Consider the following 12225-nt stretch of genomic DNA (forward strand, 5'->3'; position numbering starts at 1 on the left):
CGCGATCCCTTTCGTTGAGGGCGGGGCGACGCCCGCACGGGATGGTCATCGGGAGGCGGCGACGAGATCGGCGACGAGCATGTCCGCGTCGTCGTCGGACAGGTCGTGGACGGTCAGGCGCAGGTGATGCGAGGGATCGGCGCGATCGTCGAGCGCGAACTCGTCGCCGGTGCGCGCCAGCCACCCTCGGCGCATGAGACGCTCGGCGACGCTCCGCGCGGGCCGCGGCAGCTCGACCCACAGGCTCAGTCCGTCCGGATCCGACGTCTCGATGCCCTCCGTCCGCAGGCGCTCCGCGAAGGACGCGTTGCGGGCGGCGTAGTGCCGCCCGGCCTCGGACACGGTGGCGACCGCGGCGGGGTCGGTCAGCTGCGCGAGCGTGAGGCGCTGCAGCAGGTGGCTCACCCAGGTGGTGCCGGGACTGAGTCTCATCGAGAGACGCTCCGCGGTCTCCGGATCGGTCGCGGCGATCGCCAGGCACATGTCGGGCCCGAGGAACTTCGAGACGGAGCGCACCAGGGCGAACCGTCGATGCCCCGGCGCGATGAGCGACTCGTACGGCCGCTGCGACAGCATCGAGAAGTGGTCGTCCTCGATCAGCAGCACATACGGATGGTCGGCGAGCACCGCCCGCAGTGCGGCGGCGCGCTCCGGTGACAGGCTGACGCCGGTGGGGTTCTGCGCCCGCGGCGTGCAGATCACTGCGCGCACTCCGGCGTCGAGCGCGGCGCGCAGTCCCTCCACGGTCATGCCGTGCTGGTCCACGGGTACGGGCACCGCGCGATAGCCGCCGAGCCGGACGGTGTGGATGCTCGCGAGGAAGCACGGGTCCTCCAGCGCCACGGCGTCGTCGCGCATCAGCGCCTGGGCGAGCAGGCGCTCGACCGCGTCGACGGCGCCGCTGGTGACGGTGATGCGGAAGTCGATATCGGGGAGGTCTGCTCCGACCCAGGCGCGAGCCCACCCCTCGAGTCCTCGGTCGATCACGGGTTCCCCGTAGAGCACGGGCCGCCCGGCGATCGTCATCAGCGCCGACGAGGGGTCGGGGATCAACCTGGGGTCGGGGTTGCCCGTCCCGATGTCGCGCAGCACGGTGTCGGCGGCGTAGCCCTCCTGCGGCACCGCCTCGACGCCGGCGACGACGGTGCCGGCACGGCCGCGGGACAGCACGAGGCCCGCCTGCGCGAGCTGACGGTAGGCGGCGACCGCGGTGTTGCGGTTGACGCCGAGGGTCGCCGCGAGCTCGCGGACCGGGGGAAGGAGTGTGCCAGGGGGGAGGGCGCCGCGGTCGCGCAGGGCGCGCACGCTGTCGGCGATCTCCGCCGCGGTGGTTCCAGTGATCCGGTCGCTCATGATCCTCCCCGCCGATTCTAGGTCGAATCGGACAGTGCTACGTTTGATCTAGATCAAACCCGTTTACGGATCATCCGACAGGAGCTCCCCATGACCGAGCAGGCCACCACCGGATCGTCGCGCGTCAAGCGCGGTCTCGCCGAGATGCTCAAGGGCGGCGTCATCATGGACGTCGTCACCGCAGAGCAGGCGAAGATCGCCGAGGACGCGGGCGCCGTCGCCGTGATGGCGCTCGAGCGCGTCCCCGCGGACATCCGCGCCCAGGGCGGCGTCTCGCGCATGAGCGACCCCGACATGATCGACAGCATCATCGACGCGGTCTCCATCCCGGTCATGGCGAAGGCCCGCATCGGGCACTTCGTCGAGGCGCAGGTGCTGCAGGAGCTCGGCGTCGACTACATCGACGAGTCCGAGGTCCTCTCGCCCGCCGACTACGTGAACCACATCGACAAGTTCGGCTTCACGGTGCCGTTCGTGTGCGGTGCGACGAACCTCGGGGAGGCCCTGCGACGCATCAATGAGGGTGCCGCCATGATCCGCTCCAAGGGCGAGGCCGGCACGGGCGACGTCTCCGAGGCGATGAAGCACATCAGAAGGATCCGCGGCGAGATCGCGGCGCTCACGGCGCTGCCCAAGGACGAGCTCTTCGTGGCCGCGAAGGAGCTGCAGGCGCCGTACGAGCTGGTCGCCGAGATCGCCGAGACCGGAAAGCTCCCCGTCGTGCTGTTCGTGGCGGGCGGCGTCGCGACCCCCGCCGACGCGGCCATGATGATGCAGCTCGGCGCGGACGGGGTCTTCGTCGGCTCCGGCATCTTCAAGTCGGGCAACCCGGCGGAGCGCGCCAAGGCGATCGTCAAGGCCACGACCTTCTTCGATGACCCGAAGGTGATCGCCGAGGTCTCTCGCGGGCTGGGCGAGGCGATGGTCGGCATCAACGTCAGCGACCTCCCCGCCCCGCACCGCCTGGCTGAACGTGGCTGGTAGCCCCCGCATCGGCGTGCTCGCGCTGCAGGGCGATGTGCGCGAGCACGCCGCCCTGCTCACCGGGCTCGGGGCGGAGATGATCGCCGTCCGTCGTCCCGAGGAGCTCGATGCCGTCGAGGGCCTGGTGATCCCGGGCGGCGAGTCGACCGTCATCGACAAGCTCTCCCGCGCGTTCGGCGTACAGCTACCGTTGCGCGCGGCCATCGCCGACGGACTCCCGGTGCTCGGAACCTGCGCCGGCCTCATCATGCTCGCGGACACGGTGGTCGACGCGATCGACGGACAGGAGTCGTTCGGGGGGCTCGATGTCGTCGTGCGGCGCAACGCGTTCGGGCGTCAGGTGGAGTCGTTCGAGGCGCGGCTGGAGGTCGAGGGCTTCTCCGGCGAACCCGTGACAGCGGCGTTCATCCGCGGCCCGGTCGTGGAGTCGGTCGGCCCGCGCGCCCGCGCCCTCGCCGCGCTTCCCGACGGTCGCGTGGTCGCGGTGGAGCAGGGCGGCCTCATCGGCCTCAGCTTCCATCCGGAGATCACGGGCGAGACGCGGTTCCACGAGAGACTGCTGGCTCGCGCGGCGGAGCGCACGGCCGCCGCGGCCTGACACGTACCCGCCGCCGTCCGGCGCGCAGCGGCGGAGGCCCGAGCGGACCGCGCTCGACCGTGGGGATCGAGCGACGTGCGTTTAGAATGGACGACGCCCCGGGGCACGCTTCGGGGCGCAGACGACGAGCGGAGACTTATGTCCGGGCATTCCAAGTGGGCCACGACCAAGCACAAGAAGGCCGTCATCGATGCGCGCCGTGCGAAGTCCTGGGCCAAGCTCATCAAGAACATCGAGGTCGCGGCCAAGCTCGGCGGCGCCGACCTCCAGGGCAACCCGACGCTGTTCGACGCGGTGCTGAAGGCGAAGAAGACCTCGGTCCCGAAGGACAACATCGATCGCGCCATCAAGCGCGGCGCCGGCATCGGCGGCGAGGCCGTCGAGTACACCTCGATCATGTATGAGGGCTACGGTCCCAACGGCGTCGCCCTCATGATCGAGTGTCTGACCGACAACAAGAACCGCGCCGCCGCCGAGGTGCGCACGGCGCTGAGCCGCAACGGCGGCACGCTCGCCGACCCGGGGAGCGTCGCGTACAACTTCAGCCGCAAGGGCGTCATCGTGGTCAGCTCCGAGGGCACCACCGAGGATGACGTGATGATGGCGGCGCTCGAGGCGGGTGCCGAGGAGATCGAGCCGCACGCCGAGGGCTTCGAGGTCATCACCGAGGCGAGCGATCTGGTGGCCGTGCGCAGCGCGCTGCAGGAGGCGGGGATCGAGTACGAGTCCGCCGACGTGGAGTTCGTGCCGAACCTCAAGGTCGAGATCGACGCCGACACCGCGCGCAAGGTGTTCCGGCTGATCGACGCGCTGGAGGACAGCGAGGACGTGCAGAACGTCTTCAGCAACTTCGACCTGCCCGCCGACGTCCAGGCCGAGCTCGAGAACGACGACGCCTAGGCGCGGCTCACGGGCCTCGGCCGTCGATCCGCCTAGCGTGGTGGGGTGACCTCCTCGCTTCGCGTGCTCGGCATCGACCCCGGCCTGACTCGCTGCGGCGTCGGCATCGTCGACGTCGATCGCGCCCGTCGCGGCACGCTCGTGCACGTCGGTGTCATCCGCTCGGCGCCGGACGCCGAGATCGGCGAGCGCCTCGCCGTGGTGGCCGCCGGCATCCGGGAGGCCATCGCCGTGCACCGGCCGGATGCGGTGGCGGTGGAGCGCGTGTTCGCGCAGCAGAACAGCCACACCGTGATGGGCACGGCCCAGGCCAGCGGTGTCGCGCTGCTGATCGCCGCCGAATCCGGGCTCCCGGCCGCGACCCACACCCCCAGCGAGGTGAAGGCGGCCGTGACCGGCTACGGCTCGGCGGACAAGCGGCAGGTGCAGGCCATGATCGCCCGGATCCTGCGCCTGGACGCGCCCCCGCAGCCGGCGGACGCCGCCGACGCCCTTGCGATTGCGCTGTGCCACGCGTGGCGCCGCGGCACACCGGGCGTCCAGGCCGGTGCCGGAGGACTCACGCCCGCGCAGCGCGCATGGGCGGACGCCGAGCGTGTCGCTCGAACATATCTACGATCCGGCTCCTAGACTGACGGGATGATCTCCTCTCTGCACGGCACCGTGCTCCACACGACGCCGGACCAGGTCATCATCGACGTGGGCGGCGTCGGTTTCTCCGTCGCCGTGCCGAGCGATGTCGCGCACACCGCGGCGGTGGGGGAGAAGCTGCTCCTGCACACCAGCTTGATCGTGCGCGAAGACGCCCTGTCGCTGTTCGGCTTCGCGGACAGGGGCGAGCTGGAGATCTTCACGCTGCTGCTCAGCGTCACGGGCGTCGGGCCCAAGTCAGCGCTCGGCGTGCTGTCGCACCTCACCGTCGATCAGATCGCCGAGGCGGTCACGGCGGAGGATGACGCCCCGTTCCGCCGCGTCTCCGGGATCGGCCCGAAGACGGCCAAGCTCATCGTGGTGCAGCTCGCTGGGAAGGTGCATGCGGTGGCGCCGGCTCCGACGGCTGTCGCGGCAGGATCGGCCGACATCGTGTCGCAGGTCGCCGCCGCGCTCGTCGGCCTCGGCTGGTCCGAGAAGGTCGCTGCCGAGGCGGCCGCGCAGACCGCCGCCGACGCCACGGAGGCGGAGCGTACCTCGGTGGCCTCGCTGCTCCGGCGCACGCTGGCGCTGCTGGGCCCCGCCCAGGGGGGAGCGGCCCGTGGCTGAGGCCCTCGACCCCACGGAGCCGACGGACGAGTCCGAGCTGGCGATCGAGGGGGCGCTCCGTCCCTCCAGTCTCGGCGAGTTCGTGGGGCAGCAGAAGGTCCGCGGCCAGCTGCAGCTGCTGCTGGAGGCCGCGCGCATCCAGTCCCGCCCTGCCGATCACATCCTGCTCGCGGGGCCTCCCGGTCTCGGCAAGACCACGCTCGCGATGATCGTCGCGCACGAGAGCGAGCGCCCCCTGCGCATGTCGAGCGGTCCGGCCATCCAGCACGCCGGAGACCTCGCAGCGCTGCTGTCGAGCCTGGTGCCGGGCGAGGTGCTGTTCATCGACGAGATCCACCGCATGGCGCGCTCCGCGGAGGAGATGCTCTACCTCGCGATGGAGGACTACCGCATCGACATCATGGTCGGGAAGGGCGCAGGCGCGACGAGCATCCCGCTGGAGCTGTCCCCGTTCACCCTGGTGGGTGCGACAACGCGGTCCGGCCTGCTGCCGAACCCGCTCCGCGACCGCTTCGGCTTCACCGGGCACCTGGAGTTCTACGACGAGTCCGAGCTGGAGCAGGTGATCGGTCGCTCAGCCGCCGTCCTCGGCGTCGAGCTGCCGACTGACTCCCTGGCCGAGATCGCCCGACGCTCCCGTGGCACACCGCGTATCGCCAACCGCCTGCTCCGTCGCGTGCGGGACTACGCCCTGGTGCACGGCGGCGCGGGGGCCGCGACCCTCGACGACGTCCGCGCGGCGCTCGAGCTGTACGACGTGGATGCGATCGGGCTCGACCGCCTCGACCGTGCCGTCCTCGACGCCCTGGTGCGCCGCTTCCGCGGGGGACCGGTGGGGCTCAGTACGCTCGCCGTCGCGGTCGGCGAGGAGGCGGAGACCGTGGAGAGCGTGGTCGAGCCGTACCTCGTGCGCATCGGCTTCCTGGGGCGCACGCCGCGCGGCCGCGTCGCGATGCCGGAGGCCTATGCGCACCTGGGGGTGCCGCATCCCGACGGGATGCTGACCCTGGATGACCTATAATCGCTGGAGACTTCCCCCCGATACCTCTGTGCGCCCAATGGCTGGTGCGTGCACCTGAGAAAGGCGCTTCCCCATGCCCATGGAATTCGTGCTCTTCGGCCTCCTGGCCGTGCTCCTGGTCTTCATGATCTTCAACACGCGCAAGCGGACCAAGCAGATGAAGGCGGAGCAGGAGGAGAAGGCGACCAAGACCGTCCCCGGCGCCAAGGTGCTGCTGCAGGGCGGCATCTACGGCACGATCGTGGCCTTCGACCCCGAGGACCTCGACGCTCCCGCGCTCGTGGAGATCGCCCCCGGCACCGTCATCGAGGTGCACAGCCAGGCGATCCTCCGTGTCGTCGAGCCGAAGGACGCTATCGTGGAGACGCCCGTCGACGGCATGGACGACCAGATCGTCGACGAGTCCACCGCCCCCACGGTGGAGACGCCGGAGGAGACCCGCGCCCGCCTCGAGCGGGACGCCGACGACAAGTAAGACAGCGGCCGTCTCGGCCCCTCGGATCACCGTCCTCCCAGAAAGCTGAACACACGTGGCTTCATCCTCACCTGTCCGTCACGCCTGGCGGGTCCTCCTCGGCCTGCTCCTCGTGACGGGCGTGCTCTTCGGCATCAACGCGCTGGGTGTGTACGTCTTCAAGCAGAGCTCGTGGGCACCCGAGCTCGCCCTCGACCTGCAGGGCGGCACGCAGATCGTGCTGAGTGCGGAGACCGAGGACGGAGCCGCACCCTCGCAGGAGCAGCTCGACCAGGCCGCAGCGATCATCCGCCAGCGCGTGGATGCCTCCGGTGTGGCCGAAGCCGACATCACCACCGAGGGCGGCCGCAACATCGTCGTCCAGATCCCCGGCGAGGCGGATGAGGAGACCAGGGAGCGGATCCAGTCCAGCGCGCAGCTGGAGTTCCGCCCGGTGCTCTACACGACGGCGGCGAGCACGGAGTTCGTCGGCGACGACGGCAACTCGACGCCGTTCCCCAGCCCGGACCCCGGACTGAACGCCGAGCCCACGGCCGAGCCGACCGACGCGAGCGACCTCTCCTGGGTGACCGACAAGCTCGCCGCGGAGTTCCAGGCGTACGACTGCGCCAACCCGGACAACGATCCGTCCAAGGCCCCGAAGGACGAGCCCGTCATCGCGTGCTCGCCGGACGACACTCAGAAGTTCCTGCTCGGCCCGGCCGAGCTCGACGGCAGGGCGATCACCGACGCCTCGGCCGGCCGCGACCCGAAGTCCGGCGCCTGGATCGTGCAGCTCACCATGAACGGCGAGGGCGCTGACGCGTTCGGCCAGGTCAGCACGCGCCTCAACCAGAACCGCATCGACGGGCTGTCGCCGCGCGACCAGTTCGCCTTCGTGCTCGACGGCGACGTGATCAGCGCCCCGCGCATGAACGGAGTGATCCTCGACGGACGCCCGAGCATCTCGGGCAGCTTCACCCAGGAGAGCGCCACCACGCTCGCCGACCAGCTCAAGTTCGGCGCGCTGCCGCTCAGCTTCGAGGTGCAGAGCTCGGACACGATCTCGGCGACCCTCGGCACGCAGCAGCTCCAGATCGGTCTGATCGCCGGTCTCATCGGTCTCGCTCTTGTCGCGATCTACTCGCTGCTGTCGTATCGCGCGCTGGGAATGGTGATCATCGCGTCCATCGCGGTGATGGCGGTGCTCACCTACATCGTGATCTGCATCCTGGCCTGGCGGATCGGCTTCCGGCTCTCGCTCGCCGGCGTCGCCGGTCTGATCGTCTCGATCGGCTTCACGGCCGACTCGTTCATCGTGTACTTCGAGCGCATCAGGGACGAGCTGCGCGACGGCAAGTCGATCACCGCAGCGGTGGAGGACGGCTGGGGTCGAGCCAAGCGCACGATCTACATCTCGAAGTCGATCAACATCCTCGCCGCCGTCGTGCTGTACATCCTGGCCGACTCGACCGTGAAGGGGTTCGCCTTCACCCTCGGCCTGACCACGGTGATCGACGTGCTGATCTTCGTCATCTTCACTCACCCGGTCATGCAGCTGCTGGCGCGCACGCGGTTCTTCGGCGGCGGACACAAGCTGTCGGGCCTCGACCCCGCGGCGCTGGGAGCCGTGTACCGCAGTCGCTCCGCGTTCCGTGAGGTGGCGACCGCCTCCTCCGGCCGCGGCGCGAAGAACGCCCGCGCACGCGGGGAGGCAGATCGCCGCCAGACCATCGCCGAGCGCAAACGCGCGGAGGCCCTCGCCGCAGACCGACAGACCACCGCTGGAAGCGAGGGAGACGCCTAATGTTCTCCATGAATGAGTTCGGCAACAACCTCTACACGGGCAAGACGTCCTTCCCGTTCGTCGGCCGTCGCCGTCTGTGGTTCATCATCGCGATCGTGCTCGTCGTCGGCTCGGCGCTCGTGCCGCTGTTCCGTCCCATCCAGTTCTCGATCGAGTTCACCGGCGGTTCGCAGTTCACGGTCGCCGCTCCCGAGACCCTCGACCAGGACACCGCGAAGGAAGCCCTGCAATCGGTCGTGCCGGATGCCACCACCAAGGTCGTCACCGTCAACGACCAGGACATCCGGGTGCAGACCGACCAGATGACCGCAGCCGAGACGCAGCAGGTCGCCGGGGCCCTGGCCGACGCGTACGAAGTGGAGCCCGACGCGGTGACCTCCTCGTTCATCGGCCCCGCGTGGGGCGAGAGCGTCACGCGGCAGTCGCTGTGGGGCCTGGCGATCTTCCTCGCCCTCACCTTCCTGATCCTCGCGATCTACTTCCGCACGTGGAAGATGTCGGCGGCGGCGATCATCGGCCTGCTGGACGTGCTCATCATCACGGTCGGCGTATACGCCCTGGCCGGCTTCGAGATCTCCCCGGCGGCGGTGATCGGCTTCCTGACGATCCTCGCCTACTCGCTCTACGACACGACCGTGGTCTTCGACAAGATCAGAGAGAACACCACGGAGGACGGGGAGAAGACCGCCCGGCTGTTCGGGGAGTCGGTCAACCTGGCCGTGAACCAGACGCTGATCCGCTCGATCAACACGTCGGTCGTCGCCGCCCTCCCGGTCGGTGCGATCCTCTTCATCGGTGCGTTCTGGCTGGGAGCGGAGACCCTCACGGACATCTCGCTGTCGATCTTCGTCGGCATCCTCGTGGCCACGTACTCGACGCTCTTCGTCGCTGCGCCCCTGTACTCGCTGTTCCGCGAGAACGAGCCGCAGATCAAGGAGCGCGACGCGCGTATCCGTGCCGCACGCAGCAAGGCTGCCGTCGAGGCCTGAGGCACCGCCGAGCGGGCCTGACCCCGTCTCCGCGCGCGTAGGATTGTCTGATTCGGAGGTGAGTGGATGGCGGAGCCGCAGACGGCATCGCAGGGCTCGAGTCTGCGACGGCTGGTGCCCCGCATCTTCTCTCGCGCGTCCCGGATCAACGATCTCGACAACCTGATCCGCACGGTCAGGGCGAATCACCCCAAGGGCGACTTCTCGGTCATCTCGCGCGCGTACGCGGTGGCCAAGGAGAAGCACGAAGGCCAGAAGCGGCAGAGCGGCGAGCCGTACATCACCCACCCCCTGGCGGTCGCCCAGATCCTCGCCGAACTGGGGCTGGGGCCGCGGGCCATCGCGGCGGCGCTGCTGCACGACACGGTGGAGGACACGGGCTACGCCCTCACCGATCTGACCGCCGAGTTCGGCGATGAGGTCGCGATGCTGGTCGACGGCGTCACGAAGCTCGACAAGGTCAAGTACGGCGAGAGTGCGCAGGCCGAGACCGTCCGCAAGATGATCGTCGCGATGTCGAAGGACATCCGGGTGCTGCTGATCAAGCTCGCCGACCGACTGCACAATGCGCGCACGTGGGGCTTCGTCCCGCCGGAGAAGGCGGCGAAGAAGGCGAAGGAGACGCTGGAGATCTATGCGCCTCTCGCGAACCGCCTCGGTATCCAGGCGATCAAATCCGAGCTGGAGGATCTGTCCTTCGCGGTGCTGCACCCGAAGATCTACAACGAGATCCACAGCCTGATCGCGCAGCGCACCCCGCAGCGCGAGAAGTACCTGGGCCAGGTCGTCGAGGAGATCAACGAGGACCTGCGCGATCTGCGAATCCGCGGCAAGGTCGTCGGCCGTCCGAAGCAGCTGTACTCCGTCTATCAGAAGATGGTGATCCGCGGACGCGAGTTCGACGACATCTACGACCTGATCGGGATCCGCGTGCTCGTCTCGTCCGTGCGCGACTGCTACGCGGTGCTCGGTGCGATCCACGCGCGCTGGACGCCGCTTCCCGGCCGGTTCAAGGACTACATCGCGACACCCAAGTTCAACCTGTACCAGTCGCTGCACACCACGGTGATCGGCCCCGCCGGCCGCACCGTCGAGATCCAGATCCGCACGCACGAGATGCACCAGCAGGCGGAGTACGGCGTCGCCGCGCACTGGATGTACAAGGAGCGGATGAACGGCGGGGGCAAGACCGAGGTCCGCGCGTCCGACACCGATATGGCGTGGCTCGCTCACATCTCGGACTGGCAGGCCGAGACCGCCGATCCCGGCGAGTTCCTGGATTCGCTCCGCTTCGAGATCGGCGCGAAGGAGGTCTACGTCTTCACACCGAAGGGGCGTGTGATCGGCCTGCCCGCCGGTGCGACCCCGGTCGACTTCGCCTACGCCGTGCACACCGAGATCGGTCACCGCACGATGGGGGCGAAGGTCAACGGCAGGCTCGTCCCGCTCGAGTCCGAGCTGAAGAGCGGCGACGTGGTCGAGGTGTTCACCTCGAAGAACCCGGATGCCGGTCCCAGCCAGGACTGGCTCGGCTTCGTCAAGAGCACCAGGGCGCGGAACAAGATCCGCGGGTGGTTCACGAAGGAGCGCCGCGAGGAGGCGATCGAGCAGGGCAAGGAGGCCATCGCCAGGGCGATGCGTCGGCAGAACCTGCCCCTCCAGCGTCTGATGAGCCAGGACTCGTTCACCGAGGTCGCCCATCAGCTGCATTACGAGGACGTCTCCGGACTCTACGCGGCGGTCGGCGAGGGCCACGTGTCCACGCAGTCGGTGCTCGAGAAGGTCACTGCACTCGTCGCGGCCAACGACACCACCACGGGCGCGATCGACCTTCCGGGAAGCGTCCAGACGCGGGAACCGCGCGGGGGCGACTCGGGTGTGCTGGTGCGTGGTGCCAACGACATCCTCGTCAAGCTGGCGAAGTGCTGCACGCCGGTTCCCGGCGATCCCATCGTGGGCTTCGTGACGCGGGGAAGTGGCGTGTCGGTGCATCGGGCGGACTGCGTGAACGTGAAGGCGCTGAGCGGCGAGCAGGACCGGTTCGTCGAGGTGTCGTGGGCGCCGACCACGAAGAGCGTGTTCCGGGTGCAGATCCAGGTCGAGGCGCTCGACCGTTCCGGGCTCCTGTCCGACGTGACCCGCGTGTTGAGCGAGCACCACGTCAACATCCTGTCGGCGACGGTCTCGACCACGGACGACCGCCTGGCGCTGAGCCGGTTCGTGTTCGAGATGGGCGATGCGGTGCACCTCGACCGCGTGCTCAACGCCGTACGTCGCATCGATGCGGTCTACGACGTGTACCGCGTCACCTCATCCTGAGCGCCAGCCGCGCGAGAGCGGCCTGCCCGGCCCGGCTCCCGGGGACGCGGTTCAGGCTGCGCAGAGTCACGAGCGCGCCGTCGGTGACAGCCGGCTGGGCGACTGCCAGTGCCTCCATCCACGGCAGCATCCGGGGATCGCGATGCAGAGTGGTCGCGAGGTCCACCATGGTGCGGACCGGGGTCGACACCGGCACACCGCCGATCTGCACCACGTCGTACTCCGGGAGCACCGTGTCGTGGAACACGAGCCGGGCGCTGGCGTGACCGCGGATCCGTCGCTGGACGCAGCGTTTCACATGGTGGACGGGGGGAGGCGCGTCGCCGGCGCCGTGGATCCAGGCGGCGGTCGGTCCGCACGCGGCTGCTCCGTCCTGCACGAGCGCCGACACGGATGCCGCACGGACGTCGGCGGCCTCCAGCAGATCCGCGGGGATGTAGGCGTCGCCGATGTCGACGACGTGACCGTCGAGGCGCGCAGCACTGAGCTCGGGAAGGCTCAGGCGCGCACCGGGCAGATACAGCAGAGCGGGGTGCATCA

The 12225-nt window shown here is 69.3% G+C and carries 12 protein-coding genes; 10 read left to right on the top strand and 2 right to left on the bottom strand.

The features are described from left to right. Positions 1–45 precede the first annotated feature (45 nt). Positions 46–1353: an aminotransferase class I/II-fold pyridoxal phosphate-dependent enzyme gene (locus tag M3C17_RS00105; RefSeq protein WP_259975566.1), complete on the bottom strand. Its 1308-nt coding sequence runs from the start codon at positions 1351–1353 to the stop codon at positions 46–48. 90 nt (positions 1354–1443) lie between these two features. On the opposite strand from M3C17_RS00105, the gene pdxS reads away from it, so the two are divergent. The 10 genes from pdxS (at position 1444) to M3C17_RS00155 (ending at position 11685) form a co-directional block, all read left to right on the top strand. Then, the gene (gene pdxS, locus M3C17_RS00110) at positions 1444–2337 is read left to right on the top strand and encodes a pyridoxal 5'-phosphate synthase lyase subunit PdxS (protein ID WP_259975567.1); all 894 of its coding nucleotides are present in this window, start codon (positions 1444–1446) and stop codon (positions 2335–2337) included. Continuing rightward, on the top strand, positions 2327–2935 hold the full coding sequence (pdxT, locus tag M3C17_RS00115) for a pyridoxal 5'-phosphate synthase glutaminase subunit PdxT (protein WP_259975568.1): 609 nt from the start codon (positions 2327–2329) through the stop codon (positions 2933–2935). The genes pdxS and pdxT overlap by 11 nt, the downstream gene beginning before the upstream one ends. A gap of 138 nt (positions 2936–3073) precedes the next feature. After that, a complete protein-coding gene (locus M3C17_RS00120) occupies positions 3074–3835 on the top strand; it encodes a YebC/PmpR family DNA-binding transcriptional regulator (protein WP_259975569.1) in 762 nt (253 codons plus the stop codon). 45 nt (positions 3836–3880) lie between these two features. Next, positions 3881–4465 (top strand): crossover junction endodeoxyribonuclease RuvC, encoded by a 585-nt coding sequence (gene ruvC / locus M3C17_RS00125; protein ID WP_259975570.1) that lies wholly within the window; start codon positions 3881–3883, stop codon positions 4463–4465. A 9-nt stretch (positions 4466–4474) separates the two neighbouring features. Beyond that, a complete protein-coding gene (ruvA, locus tag M3C17_RS00130) occupies positions 4475–5095 on the top strand; it encodes a Holliday junction branch migration protein RuvA (RefSeq protein WP_259975571.1) in 621 nt (206 codons plus the stop codon). Beyond that, entirely contained in the window at positions 5088–6116 is a 1029-nt protein-coding gene (gene ruvB / locus M3C17_RS00135; protein WP_259975572.1) for a Holliday junction branch migration DNA helicase RuvB, read from the top strand. The genes ruvA and ruvB overlap by 8 nt, the downstream gene beginning before the upstream one ends. Positions 6117–6189: 73 nt before the next feature. Continuing rightward, positions 6190–6591 (top strand): preprotein translocase subunit YajC, encoded by a 402-nt coding sequence (gene yajC / locus M3C17_RS00140; RefSeq protein ID WP_311198411.1) that lies wholly within the window; start codon positions 6190–6192, stop codon positions 6589–6591. Between the two features lie 55 nt (positions 6592–6646). Beyond that, on the top strand, positions 6647–8377 hold the full coding sequence (gene secD, locus M3C17_RS00145) for a protein translocase subunit SecD (RefSeq protein ID WP_259975573.1): 1731 nt from the start codon (positions 6647–6649) through the stop codon (positions 8375–8377). Next, on the top strand, positions 8377–9366 hold the full coding sequence (gene secF / locus M3C17_RS00150) for a protein translocase subunit SecF (protein ID WP_259975574.1): 990 nt from the start codon (positions 8377–8379) through the stop codon (positions 9364–9366). Before secD ends, secF begins: the two co-directional genes overlap by 1 nt. 66 nt (positions 9367–9432) lie before the next feature. Next, positions 9433–11685: a bifunctional (p)ppGpp synthetase/guanosine-3',5'-bis(diphosphate) 3'-pyrophosphohydrolase gene (locus tag M3C17_RS00155; protein WP_259975575.1), complete on the top strand. Its 2253-nt coding sequence runs from the start codon at positions 9433–9435 to the stop codon at positions 11683–11685. Here M3C17_RS00155 and M3C17_RS00160 read toward each other — a convergent pair. Beyond that, the gene (locus M3C17_RS00160) at positions 11672–12223 is read right to left on the bottom strand and encodes a type IV toxin-antitoxin system AbiEi family antitoxin (protein ID WP_259975576.1); all 552 of its coding nucleotides are present in this window, start codon (positions 12221–12223) and stop codon (positions 11672–11674) included. The genes M3C17_RS00155 and M3C17_RS00160 overlap by 14 nt on opposite strands. Positions 12224–12225: the final 2 nt, after the last annotated feature.

The organism is Microbacterium sp. p3-SID336, from assembly GCF_025143365.1.
Classification (GTDB): domain Bacteria; phylum Actinomycetota; class Actinomycetes; order Actinomycetales; family Microbacteriaceae; genus Microbacterium.